Here is a 16,928-nt window from a genome sequence, read left to right as displayed (position 1 = left end):
AATACATTGAAATATTTTTGACAAAGGACATCATCGAGAATAGAATATTAACAACTTGAGATTTTATTTCTATATACTTTTAATACAAAGCTTGAGTTAACAACAAAGATATTTTTAGACTATCTTTATTTTAATGATGGTTTTTGTTCTATTGAAAAATTAAGATTAATAACTAAGGAGAAGTACACAATGAAAAACACGAAACATTCACATTTTGGTGGATTTATCAAAAAAACTGGTCTAGCAATAATAGCTACAACAATTGCTTTATCAGCGTCAATTGCTCAAGCTGCTGATATTAAGCCTGCTGTAGTTTATGATACTGCTGGTAAGAATGACAAGTCTTTTAACGAGGCGGTCTATAACGGCATCATGAGATTTGCTAATGATACTGGTATTGCGGTTACTGAGCTAGAGCCTACTAATGAAGCTATGATGGAGCAAAGTCTTAAGAAGTTTGCACAACGTGGATACAACCCAGTTGTAGCTGTAGGCTTCACTATGGCGAATGCTGTTGCTGCAGCTGCTGCAGAGTATCCTGACACTTGGTTCACTATCATTGATGGTGTTGTAGATGCTCCAAACGTTCAAAATGTTGTCTTTAAAGAGCAAGAAGGATCATTCCTTGTTGGTATTATGGCTGCTATGGCATCAAGCACAGGCACTGTAGGCTTTGTTGGTGGTATGGATATTCCATTAATTAGTCGCTTTGAGTGTGGTTATAAGCAAGGTGTTGCTCATCAAGACAGCTCAATGAATGTATTAGCACAGATGACTGGATCAACTCCAGCTGCTTGGGGTAACCCAACTAAAGGTGGTGAAATTACTCGTAGCCAAGTTGAAAATGGTGCTGACGTAGTTTATGCTGCTGCTGGTGGAACTGGAATGGGTGTTTACCAAACTGCTGCTGACATGGGTGTATTAGCAATTGGTGTAGACTCTAACCAAAACTACATTCAACCTGGAACAATGCTTACTTCTATGTACAAGAAAGTTGGATTAGCTGCTTATGAGAGTTTTGAGGCTGCTATGAACGGCACTTGGGAAGCTGGTTTTAAAGTGAACGGTGTTGCTGAAGATGGTGTTGGCGCTGCAATGGATGAGTACAATGCAGATCTAGTTTCTGCTGAAATGCTTGCCGCAGTTGAAACTGCAAGAGCTGGAATTATTGATGGCTCTATTGTGGTCCATGACTACATGAGTGATAATACCTGCCCTTTATAAGAAGCAGTTTTTATTCTTAAAAACATCCGGCTCTAGGGCCGGATGTTTTTTTTTAAACTTTAATATGTATTTTTATAAAACTATATATTAAAGTTACAAATTCATACAACTATAATAATTACATATTTTTATATAAATATTATCTATGACTAAGTCAAACATTGCTATTGAACTGATAAATGTTGACAAACATTTTGGTGCTGTGCATGCAAATGATAAGGTCAATCTGAGTGTTAAAACTGGAACAATACACGGTATTGTTGGTGAGAATGGAGCGGGTAAATCCACTCTAATGAGTATCTTGTACGGCTTTTATCAGGCAGACTCTGGACAAATTAAAGTCTTTGATAAAGACTTTAGAGCCACCAGCTCAAAACAATCAATTGAAGCAGGAATTGGAATGGTTCACCAACATTTCATGCTAGTTGAGAATTTTACCGTTCTTGAGAATGTCATTCTTGGCAGTGAGGGTGGTGCATTGATTACAGAAAGCCTAGCAAATGCTCGAATTGAGCTGACTAGACTTGCTAAAGAATATGGATTGGAAGTTGAACTAGATATCGCAGTAGAAGAGCTCTCTGTTGGAATGCAGCAACGAGTCGAAATCTTAAAGGGTCTGTATAAGGGCGCAAAAGTTTTAATACTTGATGAACCCACAGGAGTCTTAACGCCTCAAGAGTCTGATGAGTTATTTCGTATATTTGAAGCTCTTAAGAATGAAGGTGTTACGATTATATTAATTACTCACAAGCTTCGAGAAATTATGAATATCACAGACCATGTATCAGTCATGAGAGCGGGCAAGATGGTAGCCCATAGAGAGACCAGTAAAACCAACCCTGAAGAACTTGCAGAGTTAATGATTGGTAGAAAAGTACTACTAAATATTAAGAAGTCTAAAGCAAAAATTGGTAAGCCCCTTTTAGTTGCAAAAAATCTCGAAATAAATAATGAACAAGGATTAAAGCGCGTGTCAGAAGTGAGCTTTGAGGCTCGCTCTGGTGAAATTCTTGGAATTGCAGGTGTCACCGGTAATGGCCAGGGAACACTTCTAAAGGCACTAGCTGGAATACTCCCATTAACAAAAGGCTCTATTGAGATTATGGGTGAAACCATATCCCCAAAAAGTCGACTTAATCCTGAGCAATTACGAAATCTTGGTGTTGCTCATGTCCCTGAGGACCGTCAAAAAATGGGTATGATTGCTGATTTTAGTGCTAGCGAAACCGCCCTAATGGGATACCAAAATGATAAGAATCTAAATCAAGGAATTTGGCTAAAAAAATCACTAGTTAAAGCTAATTGTGCTTCCATAATGGAGGCCTTTGATGTCCGTCCACCAAATCCAAACTTGATGTCCTCAAACTTTTCAGGGGGCAATCAACAAAAACTTATTCTAGCAAGAGAATTTGAACGCGACCCAGAAGTTTTAATTATTGGTCAACCAACACGTGGTGTTGATATAGGTGCTATTGAATTTATTAGAAAACGCATTATTCAAATGAGAGACGCTGGCAAAGCTATTGTCCTAATTTCTGTTGAGCTAGAGGAAATCATGTCTCTTAGTGACAGAATAATAGTGATGTGTGATGGAATAATTACTGGTACTGTTAATGGCGCAGATGCAGATGAAGCAACACTCGGCATGATGATGGCCAATGCGCTTGAATCTCCGGCAGAAGCCAAAGGAGCTGAAATATGACACGTGATAGACGATTATCATGGATAAATGGCTTATTGCTGCCTCTCTTTAATGTTTTAACTGCATTTATAGCTACCGGTATTGTTTTTCTATTTATAGGAGTCGATCCAATAGAGGCAACCAAGATATTAATCTATGGTGCACTTGGTTACGATGAAGGTCTTGGTTACACTCTGTATTACGCGACAAACTTTGTCTTTACTGGCCTTGCTGTAGCAGTTGCATTTCACGCTGGATTATTTAATATTGGAGGAGAGGGTCAGGCATATGTTGGAGGCCTTGGCACTGCGTTAGTTGCCTTATATATGAATCCTGCCCTTAGCGCATGGATTGTCATTCCATTGGCTATCTCAGGAGGCTTGTTGTTTGGAGCATTATGGGCGATCATTCCTGCTTACTTACAAGCTTATCGTGGAAGCCATATTGTTATAACTACCATAATGTTTAACTTTATAGCCTCCTCATTAATGGTTTACGTCTTGGTCAATGTATTGCGTGAGGTTGGCGAGATGTCACCAGAAAGTGGGGACTTTATTGAAGCCTCATGGATCCCTTTTGTGCATGATGTATTAGCAAATTTTGGTTATGAAGTTACAAGATCACCACTTAATATGTCGATATTTGTTGCTTTATTTTTCTCAGCTGTAGTCTGGTTTTTCCTATGGCATACTAGATGGGGCTTTGCAATTCGAGCTGCAGGAAAAAGCAATGAAGCTGCAATTTATAGTGGAATTAATCCAAAAAAAATCATTGTTGTAACCATGTGTATTTCGGGAGCACTGGCCGGCTTAGTTGGTATCAATGAACTTATGGGAGTTCAGCATCGCCTTTTCTTAAATTTTAATTATGGCTATGGATTTGGTGGTATCGCGGTTGCCTTAATGGGCCGTAACCATCCTGTTGGTATTCTTATTGCAGCCTTCTTGTTTGGAATACTTTATCAGGGTGGTGCAGAATTAGACTTTGAATTACAAAACGTATCAAGGGACATTGTTGTTGTTATGCAGGGCCTTGTCATCTTGTTTTGTGGTGGTTTAGAGTATTTATATAGACCTGTTTTAATTCGCTATTTAGCACCAGTTGAGGCATCAGAATGAGCGACTTCTTTTTAACTACTGTATTGACATTTGACGCCTCAGTTAGAATCTGTGTTCCACTTATTTTTGCTTCCATGGCTGGCTTGTTTGCTGAGCGAGCCGGTGTTGTAGATATTGGTCTGGAAGGAAAGCTTTTGATGTCAGCCTTTATTGCTGCAAGTGCAGCAAGCGTTTTTGGCTCACCATGGCTTGGTTTAATTGCGGGTATGCTTGCATCCTCTGTATTAGCAATGATTCATGGCTTTGCATCCATTACCTATAAAGGTAATCAGATTGTTAGTGGAGTTGCAATAAATATCTTGGCGTCTGGACTGACAATGATTTTAACGTTAGCCTGGTTTAAAAGAGGCGGTATTACGCCGACACTTCAAAATGACGAAAGATTTCTTTCTATTACCCTTCCTGGAGTTGATATTATTGATCATATTCCTATTATTGGTGTAATTTATAGGGAGCTCATTAGTGGCCATAATATCTTGGTTTACTTAGCCTTTGTGATTGTTCCAATTGTTTGGTGGGTAGTTTACCGAACTCGATTTGGTTTACGCCTTAGAGCGGTAGGAGAAAATCCTAAAGCGGTTGATACAGCCGGATTATCAGTTGAAGGTCTGCGCTATAGAGCATTATTAGTTGGTGGTATTTTGTGTGGGATTGGTGGCGCTTATATATCAACTGCATATACTGCGCAATTCACAAAAGAGATGACTGCTGGTGCTGGCTTTATTGCTTTAGCTGCACTAATTTTTGGAAAGTGGCACCCATACAAGGTTTTAGCTGCATGCTTCTTGTTTGCATTTTTACAGGCATTGTCTATTAGACTACAAGGCGTTGTTTTTCCTGTTATTGGTGAAATTCCGGTTCAATTGATCGATGCAGCCCCTTATATTTTAACTATTATTTTATTAGCAGGGTTTATTGGCAAAGCAGTTCCTCCTAAGGCATCTGCCCAACCTTACATTAAGGAGTTATAAGTATGAGTGAAGAAAGTCATATTGCAACTACTAAAAGTGCCATGAGCAAAGCCTATGTCCCTTACTCTAACTATCCTGTTGGTGTTTTAATAATAACTGACAAAGGCAATACTTATTCAGGTTGTAATGTTGAAAATGCTAGCTACCCGCTTGGAAACTGTGCTGAGGCATCTGCTATTGCATCAATGGTAATGGGTGGTGAGAAAAAAATTAAAACAATATATGTTATGACAAAGAATGATGAAGGCGGAATACCTTGTGGTGGATGTAGACAGAGAATAAGAGAATTTTCGGATGAAAATACAAAAATTATGCTGTGTTCTCCAAGCGGAGTTCAGAGCCATATGAATCTTGCTGAATTATTACCTCATTCTTTTGGGCCGGAGCATCTGTAATGAGTCAAGTTGATGATTGTGTTGGTATCATAAATCAAACAATTGCTAGCTTTAAGCCTGAAGTTGGTCTTATTCTTGGATCTGGCTTAGGTCAGTTTTGCGATAATATCAATACGATAGCTAGTCTAGATTTTGACTCACTTCCAGGCTTTCCAGTTGCAGGTGTTGGTGGTCATGCTGGAAGACTTTTATTTGGTAAAGTTGAAGATACCAATGTGGTTGTAATGCAAGGTCGAGCTCATTATTATGAGAACGGAAGAGCAGACATAATGGCTGTTGCCATTCAAACACTTAACGCAATAGGATGCAAAAGCCTGGTACTCACTAATGCTGCTGGAAGTTTAGTTAAAGAAGCATCGCCAGGAAGCGTTATGCTTATAACAGATCATATTAATATGACGGGAGTCTCTCCCTTGTTTGGTGCTGAAAGTAATAAGCGCTTTGTGGATATGAGTGATGCCTACAATCCTGAGCTAAATGATAATATGCGTTCTTCAGCTAAAATGAATGACATCACCCTACATGAAGGAGTTTATGCATGGTTTAGTGGGCCGCAATTTGAAACTCCTGCTGAAATTAAAGCTGTCAAAACCCTAGGCGCAGATGCTGTAGGAATGTCTACAGTTCCTGAAGTTATTTTAGCTCGCCATCAAGGGCTTCCACTATGCGCTCTTTCAGTTATTACTAATTATGCAGCAGGAATGAGTGCCACAAAACTAAGTCATGAACAAACAATTGCCTTTGCAAGCAAGGCTGCAGACACTGTCGAAAAAGTTTTAATTTCATACCTAAAGAGTCTATAGATTTTATTAAGCATCAAAGAATATGACTAAAAATATCACTAAAGCTCAAATACCCCAGAAAGATAGCAAAGTTATCTCTTATCCAAATTTAGTTGATTCAGAAAGCTTAAAGGAAAACTCTGGTGTTATTAGAAATCCAGGGACAGACTTTAGACTTGATAAAATATCAAATATAGCAATTAATAGAAGCGCCGTTGAAAGGCGCTGCACTAATTATGGTACAAGGCGAAGTATAAAAAAAGATAAGCAAGCTGCATGGCTTCTCAAAGCTATTACTTTAATGGACTTAACCACCCTTTCTGGAGACGACACAGAAGCTCGCGTTAGGCGTCTTTGCAGTAAAGCAAAACAGCCTATTAGCAACAAGCTTGAAAAAATACTGGGCACTGAATCTTTAGATTTAAGTGTTGCTGCTGTTTGCGTATACCATGACATGCTTGCTTCTGCCAAAAAAGCATTGAATAATTCAAAGGTTAATTTAGCCGCGGTATCCACAGGATTTCCAGCAGGCCTCTCCCCTCTTCCATTAAGACTTAAAGAAATCGAGTATTCAGTAGATTCGGGTGCTAATGAAATTGATATAGTTATAAGCCGCCGACATGTTTTAGAAGGAAACTGGGAAGAACTGTATAAAGAAGTAAAAATGTTTCGTGAAAAATGTGGTGATGCGCATATGAAAACTATTTTAGCTACGGGTGAACTTGGAAATCTTAGTAATATTGCTAAAGCTTCTCAGGTTTGTATGATGGCTGGGGCTGATTTTATTAAAACGTCTACTGGTAAAGAGCCTACTAACGCAACCCTTCCAGTAAGTTTAGTTATGGTTCGAATGATACGTAATTTTTATAATGAAACAGGCATTCGAATCGGCTTTAAAGCTGCTGGTGGAATTAGTGACACTAAAACTGCACTTTTATATATGACAATGATCCAAGAAGAGCTCGGTCGCAGATGGTTAGAGCCAGATTTATTTCGTTTTGGAGCATCTAGCTTACTCGGCGATATTGAACGCCAATTAGACCACTTCTCTAGTGGTTATTACTCGGCATCTTATAGACATCCATTAGCATAGGACTTAACAATGACACTTTTAAAATCATTCAAAGATCTAGATTATAGCGAAGCTCTCGAAAGTGATAAAGAGGCGCTTGAGTGGCTTAAACTTAATGATCACCGCTTTGGTCAGCTGATTAATGGAAAATTTATATCTAATAAAAAATCTAAATTAATTGCTAGTTTAAATCCCTCAAATGGTAAGTTATTAGCCAATATTGAAATTGCAAGTTCTGAACAGCTAGATTTAGCAGTAGAAGCTGCTAGAAAAGCACAACCCTCGTGGGAGTTGCTTGGAGGCCATGGAAGAGCTAAAATTCTCTATGCCTTAGCAAGATTACTACAAAAACATTCGAGATTAATATCTGTACTTGAAACGCTTGATAATGGAAAGCCAATTCGTGAAAGTCGTGATATTGATATACCTCTTGCAATAAGGCATTTTTACCACCATGCTGGCTGGGCACAACTTCAAGGCAAAGAGTTTTCTAGTTACCAGTCAATTGGTGTTGTTGCTCAAATTGTCCCATGGAACTTCCCACTATTAATGTTATCTTGGAAAATTGCTCCAGCTCTTGCTATGGGTAATACTATTGTCTTTAAGGCTGCAGAGCAAACTCCAATTTCAGCAATGTTTTTTGCACACTTATGCGAGCAGGCTGGAGTTCCACCTGGCGTTGTCAATATGATCAATGGTGATGGAAATATTGGCGCTGAACTTGCAGCTCATAAAGGTGTTGATAAAGTTGCATTTACTGGCTCAACTGCTGTTGGTCAGTCCATCAGAAAAAGTACAGCTGGACAAGGTAAAAAACTTACACTCGAACTTGGCGGAAAATCTGCATTTATTGTGTTTGAAGATGCAGATCTTGATGCTGCAGTTGAAGGCTTAGTTGATTCGATTTGGTTTAACCAAGGAGAGGTATGTTGTGCTGGATCAAGATTATTGGTTCAGGCTGAAGTTGCTGAAGACCTTCATCTAAGAATTAAAGAAAGAATTAAACAATTACGCTTAGGCTCTCCTCTTGATAAGTCAATAGACTTAGGCAGTTTAGTTAGCAAGACCCAGTTTAATAGAGTGAATGAAATGGTCAAAGATGGCTTAAAACATGGCGGAGAAATTTATCAGGCATGTGATATTGAGTCAGTAGGTAACCTCTATCCCCCAACTCTTATTACAAATATTGATTCTAGTCACCCGTTAGCCCAAGAAGAAATTTTTGGACCTGTTTTAGTCTCAATGACTTTCCGAACTCAATCCGAAGCAGTTGAATTAGCTAACAATAGTAGATATGGATTAGCTGCAAGTATTTGGAGTGAGAATATTAATCGCACAATGGATGTTGCTCCTAAAATTAAAGCTGGTGTTGTATGGATTAATTGTCATAATCAATTTGATGCGTCTTGTGGATTTGGCGGCGTCAAAGAGTCTGGATTTGGCCGTGAAGGTGGAAAAGAAGGTCTTTATGAATATCTTAAGCCTAACGGTTTAAAGTCATCAAAGAAGACTACTTCTTCTTTAATTATTAAAAATCCTAAAAATAATGCTATTGACCGAACATTAAAATTTTATATTGGCGGAAAGCAGGTAAGGCCAGACGGTGGTCATAGTATTGCAACTTTCAATGCTGATGGAAGTCATGCTGCTTTCGTTGGTGCTGGTAACAGAAAGGATGTAAGAAACGCTATAAGTGCAGCCTCAAAAGCATCATCTTGGAGCTCTCAAAGCGGTCATGGCAGAGCTCAAATTATTTATTTTCTTGCTGAAAATTTATCGGTACGCGAATCTGAATGGATTCAACGACTTATAACTCTTTGTGGGGTTTCAAAAAAACAAGCTAAAGCTGAATTTGATGAAAGCATTAGTCGACTCTTTAGTTATGCTGCCTGGGCAGATAAGTATGACGGAGCAGTTCATAGTGCGCCTTATAGAGGCATTACAATGGCACTTCCAGAGCCCATAGGTATTCTTGCTCAAATTGCTCCTGAAGAACTTCCATTACTTACATCAATCTCTTTAATTGCCCCAGCAATAGCTATGGGAAACCGAGTTGTTTTAGTGCCTAGTGAACGCTTTCCAAGTGTTGCCTTGGAGTTAGTACAAACAATTGAAACTTCAGATGTACCAGCTGGTGTTATAAATATAGTTAGCGGTAATAAGCGTGAGCTTGCTGAGCAAATTGTTGGTCATGCAGAAGTTGATGGAACATGGTGTTGGGCGGATCAAGAGACTATTGCCTCTATTGAAGCTATTAGCGCTATCGACTTAAAACGCTTGTGGGTTCATGAAGATAATGATCGAGATTGGCTTAACCCTGATCAGGGTGAAAGCTTAGAATTCCTTAGAAATGCAACTGAAGTGAAAAATATTTGGACTCCATATGGCGACTAATTTATGAGCGCATTATTCCTTCCTCAAGAACTAATTAGAAAAAAACGTGATGGTTTGATACTGAATGATCCTGAAATTGGTTTTTTAGTTCAAGGTATTACTGATGGCAGTTTGACGGATGCTCAGTTAGGCGCATTTGCAATGGCAGTTTTTAAATGCGGCATGACTATGGATGAACGCGTTAGTTTAACTCAGCACATGATGCACTCAGGTGATACGCTTCAGTGGCAAGACCTTAACTTAGATGGTCCAGTAGTAGATAAGCATTCAACTGGCGGCGTAGGAGACAAGATAAGTTTAATGTTGGCTCCAATAGTTGCTGCTTGTGGAGGCTACGTTCCAATGATTTCTGGTCGCGGCTTGGGTCATACGGGTGGCACACTAGATAAGCTTGAAAGTATTCCAGGATATAATGGAACTCCTGATAATAAAAAATTTAGGTCGCTTGTTAAGGAAGTTGGCTGCGCTATTATTGGGCAAACTGCTAAACTTGCTCCAGCAGACCAGCGTTTTTATGCTACTAGAGACGTCACCGCAACAGTTGAGTCAATTGACCTTATTACCGCGTCAATTCTATCAAAAAAACTAGCCTCTGGACTTGATGCCCTTGTAATGGACATTAAAACTGGTAATGGTGCATTTGCTGCAAACTATTCAATGGCGCAAGAATTAGCCCAAAGTATTGCCAATGTATCGAGTAAATCTGGCGTGCCAACTAGCTGCTTGATCACGGATATGAGTCAGGTTCTTGGTCATAGCGTAGGTAATGCTATAGAAGTCAAAGAGTGTATAAATTTTTTAATCAAACCTGAAAATGCTAACCTTAGACTACTTGAGCTTACCATTGAGTTAGCAGCTCATATGTTGCAGCTGAGTGGCATTGAAAGTGACCTTGAAACTGCTCGAGTGAAATCTCAAGATGCACTAACGTCTGGCAAGGCAGCTGCAATATTTGAACAAATGATTTCTGCTCTTGGTGGGCCAAGTGATTTACTAGAAAAGTCTCACAAACACTTAGTCCCTATGCCCATTATTAGGCCTATAGTAGCAAAATATTCTGGACATATTTCGGAAATGGATGTGCGCGCTATTGGTCTTAGTATGATACATTTAAAAGCTGGCAGAACTAAATCTAGCGACCCAATAGATCATGGCGTTGGATTAAGTGATATTGTTGAAATCGGTCAATGGATTGATAAAGGTGAGCCACTTGCAATTGCACATACGCGAGATAAAGAACAATTGAGCTATCTCCAAGAAACTATTCCTGGATTTATTTCATTAGGAGCTAAACATATAGAGCCGCCAATCCTAATCCATGAAGTACTAAGCTCAAATTAGAAGGTTTATAGATGAAAAGATCAATTATTTTAGTTTTAGATTCTCTAGGTTTAGGTTCAACTGAGGACTCACATCTTTATGGTGATACAGGGGCGGACACTTTAGGTCATATTATTGAGTCTTGTGATTCTGATAGCGCTAACAATTCTGAGCGAAATGGCCCCCTAGTTATTCCTAACTTGATTCGATGGGGTTTAGGGGAGGCTGCAATTGCAAGCCGTAAAAAACCCTTACCAATTTCTCGAGTTGAGCCTCAGGGCGCTTTTGGTTATGCGAAAGAAGTTAGCGCTGGCAAGGACACCCCGAGTGGTCACTGGGAGATTTGTGGTCTGCCAGTTCCTTTTGAATGGGGAACATTTCCAAAAACTGAAAACTGCTTTCCTGAATCACTCCTTCTTAGTCTTATAAAGGAAGGAAAAATAGATGGGACACTTGCAAACAAACATGCATCAGGCACTCAAGTAATTGAAGAGTTTGGACAAGAGCATATAGATAGTGGATTTCCTATTTGTTATACCTCGGCTGACTCAGTATTTCAAATTGCTGCCCATGAAGAGCATTTCGGATTAGAAAGGCTCTATGAATTATGTACCGTTGCAAAACGCTTAGTTGATCCACTAGAAATTACAAGAGTAATCGCAAGGCCATTTACTGGAAACTCTAAAGATGGCTTTGAGCGAACTGCTAATCGAAAAGATCTTACTACGCCGCCCAATGGCCCAACGCTGTTAGACAATATTCAAGATGGTGGTGGAGATGTTATCTCAGTTGGAAAAATTGGAGATATTTTTTCGAATCAAGGAGTTAGCTATACCGTTAAGGCAGCTAATAACATGGGCTTGGTTGATCAATTATTATCTGAAATGAAGAAAGTTAATGAAGGACTAATCTTTGTAAATCTAGTAGATTTTGATACTAAATTTGGCCATCGACGTGATGTTGCAGGGTACGCTCTAGCACTCGAGCAATTTGATGCCCGAATACCTGAAATTGAATCGCAACTAACCAGCAATGACTTGGTGCTAATAACAGCAGATCATGGCTGTGACCCAACATGGCCTGGTAATGATCACACCCGTGAACATGTTCCAGTTGTTTTTTATGGACAATCAATAAAGAACAATAACTTAGGGGAGCGAGAAAGCTTCTGTGATATGGGACAAACTATTGCTCAGCATCTTGAAATAGAACCTTTACTTCATGGTAAAGCTTGTAATTTAAGTTAACTAATATGCAAGATCAAATTCAAAAGCTACCCAAAGTTGAGCTTCATAGCCACCTAGAAGGAACTATTAACCCTAAATTATTTCATGAAATTGCCAAACGTAATAACGTTGACTTTGATGAAGATATTTTTGATGAAGATGGTGGTTATGCCTGGACTGACTTTCCAAGCTTTCTTAACGCTTATGACTCAGTAAGTTCATGCCTTAAAAATGCTAAAGATTACAGAGATATTATGTATGAATATCTTAAAGACTGCTCATCACAAAATGTAATATATGCTGAGACCTTTATATCTCCTGATCACGCTAGTGATTGCGGTATTAGCTATAATGACTTGATTAGAGGGTGCGCAAAAGGAATAGATGATGCGCAGTTAGATTTTGGTATTATTGGGCGAATTATTGTAACTTGCGTTCGGCATTTAGGACCTCAAAAAGGGGTTGATGTTGCACAAAAAATGGTTGATAACCCTCATCCTTATGTTGTTGGGTTTGGTATGGGCGGTGATGAAAATTCATTCAAATTAATTGATTTTGCCCCTGCTTTTAATATTGCAGCTAAAGCTAACTATCCTTGCACAGTTCATGCAGGTGAGATATGCGGCGCAGAAAGTGTTTGGGATGCCATAAATTATTTACCCGTTAGTAGAATTGGTCATGGAGTTAGAAGCGTGGAAGATGAGCACCTACTAGATGTTCTAAAAAATCGTAATATAGCCTTAGAGATTTGTCCTGGAAGTAATCTAGCTCTTTCGATATACCCTAGTTGGGAGAGTCACCCAATCAAACTCATTATGTCTAAAGGGATAAGTGTGAGCCTTAATTCAGATGATCCACCATTTTTTCATACTAGCGTTGGTCAAGAATATCAAGGATGCGCTGATCAACTTGGCTTTGAAATTAAGCACCTTAAATCTATCTCAACAATGGCTATTAAGTCTTCTTTTGCAGACCCTGAGACAAAATTAAACCTCCTCAATAAAATTTCACAGTCATAATTAAGAAAAAATAGAATTCTATAAATATAAATGTCGAAACCTCTATAAAATTTCAAATAATAAAGATGCTTTAAAATCCATTCAAGTCACATTATTTAAATAACAACTAATAATAAAAATGTCTCTATCAAAAACATACATCACAGCTGACGAGTTACTACTTGACTCTTTTAGATTGGGAGTTCAAATACACAATAGTGGTTTCAAACCTGACTTTATTGTTGGAGTTTGGCGAGGTGGAACGCCAGTTGGTATAGCTATTCAAGAGATTCTTGGGTATTTGGGCAATGAGTCTGATCATATTGCGATTCGAACTTCATCATACTACGGCATTAATAAACAAGCAAAAGAGGTTAGGGTTCATGGTATCGACTATCTAATCAGTCACATGAATGCTGAAGACAAGCTTCTTATTGTTGACGATGTCTTTGACTCGGGCAGAAGTATTAAAGCGATCTTAGATACTCTGAACGAAAAATCTAGAAAAAATATACCGCATGATATTCGCATGGCTATGCCTTGGTATAAGCCTTTAAGAAACATAATAGATACTGTGCCAGATTACTATATTCATGAGACTGATGATTGGCTAGTTTTTCCTCATGAGATGGATGGACTTTCAGAACAAGAAATCTTTGAAAATAAGAAAGATATGAAAGAAATCTTATCTCACGTTAAAGTTAAGTAAATCTTCCAAGGTATCAAAATTTAGAAGGCCGATTTAATAACGTCCCACAACCCGTAAAATATGGCAAGCCATATTAAGCCCTTTATTAGAAAAAATAGAAAAGGCAAAATAAAAAGCATCCACTTATTTTTAATTCGTTTTTTAAGAAACTTAATCATGAAAATGACAAGCAACCTCATGATTGTTTGAGACCTCTTTAAATTCAGGCTTTTCTATTGCACAAATATCTTGAGCTTTTTGACACCTTGTTCTAAAAACACAACCTGAAGGAGGGTCAACTGGCGATGGTAAATCACCTTCTATTAATATTAGTTTTTTACTTTTTTCAATACTAGGGTCAGGAATAGGAACTGCAGAAATAAGAGCCTGGGTATAGGGATGTCTTGGCTTAGTATAAATATCATTACTGTTTGCAAGTTCAACCATATTGCCCAAATAAAGAACCATAATCTTAGTACTAATGTGCTTAACAATACTTAAATCATGAGCAATAAATATTAAAGTTAAATCCATTTCTTCTTGTAAATCCATCAAGAGATTAACGACTTGAGCCTGAATTGAGACGTCAAGTGCAGATACTGGTTCGTCACAGATAATAAGCTTTGGTTTTAAAATTAAAGCTCTTGCAATACCAATTCGCTGACACTGTCCGCCCGAAAACTCATGAGGGTAACGATTCACTAAATTATCCAATAAACCAACTTTATTCATTACGTCTTTAACTCTCTCATTTACATCAGACTCTGGAGTTTTAGGGTAATGTGTTCTTAATGGCTCTGCAATAATTTCACCAATATTCATTCTAGGATTTAGACTTGCAAGAGGGTCTTGAAAAATCATTTGAATTTGTTTACGGTGCTGCCTCATTTCAGACTTGTTTAGAGTTAACAAGTCACCCCCAAACCAAATTACTTTTCCTGAATCAGCAGGCACCATTTTAACAATTGCTCTAGCCAAAGTAGACTTTCCACAACCTGACTCCCCAACTATGCCAAGGGTTTCACCAGAATTTAAATCAAACGAAACGTTATTTACTGCCTGCAATTTCTTGGCCTTAGTCCATGGCATATCCCCTTCTGAGGAAACATCAAAATTTACTTTTAAATTCTGAACCTGGAGAATTTTATGCTCACTCATAATGTGTCCTCTATTGCAACGTGACAAGCTCTATAGTGATCATTATTAACTTTAGTTAGGATAGGAGTTTGTGAGGAGCATGTAGTATTTGCAAATATACAGCGCGGTGAAAATGGACAACCAACTGGGGTTAGCATCATGTTTGGAGGGTTTCCAGGAATTGTCACTAATCTATCTGCTGAGTCATCAAGCCTTGGCACCGCGCTCATCAAGCCTTGAGTGTAAGGGTGCGTAGCATTAGAGTAGAGATGCTCTGTTTTACCTATCTCCATTACTTCTCCTCCGTACATAACAAGCATCTCATCACTATTTCCAGCTACAACTCCAAGATCATGAGTAATTAAAATAATTGACATGCCAAATTCTTTTTGAATATCAGCTAGCAATTGCATAATTTGCGCCTGCACAGTAACATCTAAAGCAGTCGTTGGCTCATCAGCGATTAGAAGCTTAGGATGACATAGTAGAGACATTGCAATCATTACGCGCTGGCGCATTCCCCCTGAAAACTCATGTGGATACATCCTTATGCGATTTTTAGCGTCTGGAATTTTAACAGCATCGAGCATATTGATTGATTGCTGAATTGCATCCGACTTTGAGACTCCTTGGTGGTGAACAAGAACTTCAGCCATTTGCTCTGAAACTCTTACATAGGGATTAAGACTGGTCATTGGATCTTGAAAAATCATTGCAATTTTTTGAGCCCGAATAAGGTTGAGCTCTCTGCTAGGAAGGTTAAGAATCTCTTTGCCTTCAAATTTAACGCTACCACTTGCCCTGCCATTGTGATCAAGGAGGCCGTTCATAGCAAAAACAGTTTGGCTTTTTCCACTTCCAGATTCACCAACTATCGCTAAGATCTTTCCCTCATCAAGTGAAAAGCTTACATTGTTAACTGCACTTACTACGCCATCCGCAGTATCAAACTCTACTTTTAAATTGTTTACTTCTAAAAAGCTCATAGTAGTTTATCGATCCTTTGGGTCAAGCGCATCACGCAAGCCATCACCAATAAAATAAAAGCAGAATAAGCTGACAACAAAAAATGCTAACGGAAATAGAAGTTGCCATTCAGTATCGTAACGAATTGTTCCAGCACCTTCTTTAATTAAAGCACCCCAACTTGTTGATGGCTCCTGTACTCCAAGACCCAAAAAGGATATAAAACTTTCTGCCAATATTATTCCAGGCACTAAAAGAGTGGCATATACCGCAACAATACCTAGAAGGTTAGGAACGATATGTCGCGTTATAATTTTAAAGTCACTAACCCCAGTTACCCTTGCAGCTTCAATAAATTCTTTATTTTTAAGATTAAGGGTTTGTCCCCTAACAATTCGACTCATATCTAACCAAGATAGTAGGCCAATTCCTATAAAAAGCATTCCAATTGAGCGGCCAAATACAACCAGCAAAAGTATTAAAACAAACATGTACGGAATTGACATCAAAATGTCAACAATACGCATCATTATTTGATCAGTCTTCCCTCCTAAATAACCAGAAGTAGCACCATATAAGGTGCCCACAAAAACCGCTACTGTTGCTCCTAAGAAGCCAACCATTAGAGAGATTTGTGTTCCTTGTATTACTCTTGAGTACAAATCTCGACCTAGATCGTCGGTCCCAAAAAAATGTCCACTTTCGATTGATGGCATCCCAACTCTGGCTGCAGAGCCCATTGCATTCCAGTCAATCTTCTCATAACTCCAAACAGCAAAATATGGCCCAATAAACGAAAAGAGTACTATCGCTGCAAGAATAAATAGGCTAACTGTTGCGGCCTTGTTTTGCATAAATCTTATCCGTGCATCCTTCCATAATGAACGGCCAGTTCCAGATTCAGAAAGATTATCCGCCATCTCTTTTATCTTGTTTTTATTTATTGCAATCATTTT

At 38.6% G+C, this 16,928-nt stretch carries 15 protein-coding genes; 12 read left to right on the top strand and 3 right to left on the bottom strand.

The window, feature by feature from the left end; genetic code table 11:
- Nucleotides 1-189 precede the first annotated feature (189 nt).
- The 12 genes from ABXT49_RS03830 (at nt 190) to ABXT49_RS03775 (ending at nt 13,890) form a co-directional block, all read left to right on the top strand.
- Nucleotides 190-1,224: a BMP family ABC transporter substrate-binding protein gene (locus ABXT49_RS03830; RefSeq protein ID WP_271558513.1), complete on the top strand. Its 1,035-nt coding sequence runs from the start codon at nt 190-192 to the stop codon at nt 1,222-1,224.
- Nucleotides 1,225-1,369: 145 nt separating this feature from the next.
- Complete coding sequence (locus tag ABXT49_RS03825) at nt 1,370-2,926, top strand: ABC transporter ATP-binding protein (protein WP_416653361.1); 1,557 nt, start codon at nt 1,370-1,372, stop codon at nt 2,924-2,926.
- Nucleotides 2,923-4,023 (top strand): ABC transporter permease, encoded by a 1,101-nt coding sequence (locus tag ABXT49_RS03820; RefSeq protein WP_416653360.1) that lies wholly within the window; start codon nt 2,923-2,925, stop codon nt 4,021-4,023. The genes ABXT49_RS03825 and ABXT49_RS03820 overlap by 4 nt, the downstream gene beginning before the upstream one ends.
- Nucleotides 4,020-4,994: an ABC transporter permease gene (locus ABXT49_RS03815; RefSeq protein ID WP_271540889.1), complete on the top strand. Its 975-nt coding sequence runs from the start codon at nt 4,020-4,022 to the stop codon at nt 4,992-4,994. The genes ABXT49_RS03820 and ABXT49_RS03815 overlap by 4 nt, the downstream gene beginning before the upstream one ends.
- 2 nt (nt 4,995-4,996) lie before the next feature.
- Entirely contained in the window at nt 4,997-5,389 is a 393-nt protein-coding gene (gene cdd, locus ABXT49_RS03810; RefSeq protein WP_416653357.1) for a cytidine deaminase, read from the top strand.
- On the top strand, nt 5,389-6,192 hold the full coding sequence (locus tag ABXT49_RS03805) for a purine-nucleoside phosphorylase (RefSeq protein ID WP_416653355.1): 804 nt from the start codon (nt 5,389-5,391) through the stop codon (nt 6,190-6,192). The genes cdd and ABXT49_RS03805 overlap by 1 nt, the downstream gene beginning before the upstream one ends.
- Before the next feature lie 22 nt (nt 6,193-6,214).
- Nucleotides 6,215-7,264 carry a deoxyribose-phosphate aldolase gene (gene deoC / locus ABXT49_RS03800; protein ID WP_416653352.1) on the top strand — a complete coding sequence of 350 codons (1,050 nt, stop codon included), beginning with the start codon at nt 6,215-6,217 and terminating at the stop codon, nt 7,262-7,264.
- Nucleotides 7,265-7,273: 9 nt separating this feature from the next.
- Nucleotides 7,274-9,637 (top strand): aldehyde dehydrogenase family protein, encoded by a 2,364-nt coding sequence (locus tag ABXT49_RS03795; protein ID WP_416653351.1) that lies wholly within the window; start codon nt 7,274-7,276, stop codon nt 9,635-9,637.
- 3 nt (nt 9,638-9,640) lie between these two features.
- The gene (deoA, locus tag ABXT49_RS03790) at nt 9,641-10,978 is read left to right on the top strand and encodes a thymidine phosphorylase (RefSeq protein ID WP_416653350.1); all 1,338 of its coding nucleotides are present in this window, start codon (nt 9,641-9,643) and stop codon (nt 10,976-10,978) included.
- A gap of 11 nt (nt 10,979-10,989) precedes the next feature.
- Nucleotides 10,990-12,204, top strand: a complete 1,215-nt coding sequence (locus ABXT49_RS03785) for a phosphopentomutase (RefSeq protein WP_416653348.1) — start codon at nt 10,990-10,992, stop codon at nt 12,202-12,204.
- Between the two features lie 5 nt (nt 12,205-12,209).
- Nucleotides 12,210-13,202 carry an adenosine deaminase gene (add, locus tag ABXT49_RS03780; protein ID WP_416653346.1) on the top strand — a complete coding sequence of 331 codons (993 nt, stop codon included), beginning with the start codon at nt 12,210-12,212 and terminating at the stop codon, nt 13,200-13,202.
- A 118-nt stretch (nt 13,203-13,320) separates the two neighbouring features.
- Nucleotides 13,321-13,890: a phosphoribosyltransferase gene (locus tag ABXT49_RS03775; protein ID WP_416653344.1), complete on the top strand. Its 570-nt coding sequence runs from the start codon at nt 13,321-13,323 to the stop codon at nt 13,888-13,890.
- A 150-nt stretch (nt 13,891-14,040) separates the two neighbouring features.
- Here the strand turns inward: ABXT49_RS03775 and oppF are convergent, their stop codons facing one another.
- From oppF to ABXT49_RS03760, 3 genes are read right to left on the bottom strand one after another with little or no spacing between them, the layout of a single operon-like run.
- Nucleotides 14,041-15,027: a murein tripeptide/oligopeptide ABC transporter ATP binding protein OppF gene (gene oppF / locus ABXT49_RS03770; protein ID WP_416653341.1), complete on the bottom strand. Its 987-nt coding sequence runs from the start codon at nt 15,025-15,027 to the stop codon at nt 14,041-14,043.
- The gene (locus tag ABXT49_RS03765; protein WP_416653339.1) at nt 15,024-15,992 is read right to left on the bottom strand and encodes an oligopeptide/dipeptide ABC transporter ATP-binding protein; all 969 of its coding nucleotides are present in this window, start codon (nt 15,990-15,992) and stop codon (nt 15,024-15,026) included. The genes oppF and ABXT49_RS03765 overlap by 4 nt, the downstream gene beginning before the upstream one ends.
- A 6-nt stretch (nt 15,993-15,998) precedes the next feature.
- A complete protein-coding gene (locus ABXT49_RS03760; protein ID WP_416653337.1) occupies nt 15,999-16,925 on the bottom strand; it encodes an ABC transporter permease subunit in 927 nt (308 codons plus the stop codon).
- Nucleotides 16,926-16,928 lie beyond the last annotated feature (3 nt).

Origin of the sequence: Candidatus Pseudothioglobus sp. Uisw_086 (assembly GCF_048085745.1) — a bacterium.
Lineage (GTDB): Bacteria > Pseudomonadota > Gammaproteobacteria > PS1 > Pseudothioglobaceae > Pseudothioglobus.
The sequence above is the reverse complement of the archived record's forward strand: the minus strand, read 5'-3'. Positions and strand labels throughout refer to the sequence as shown.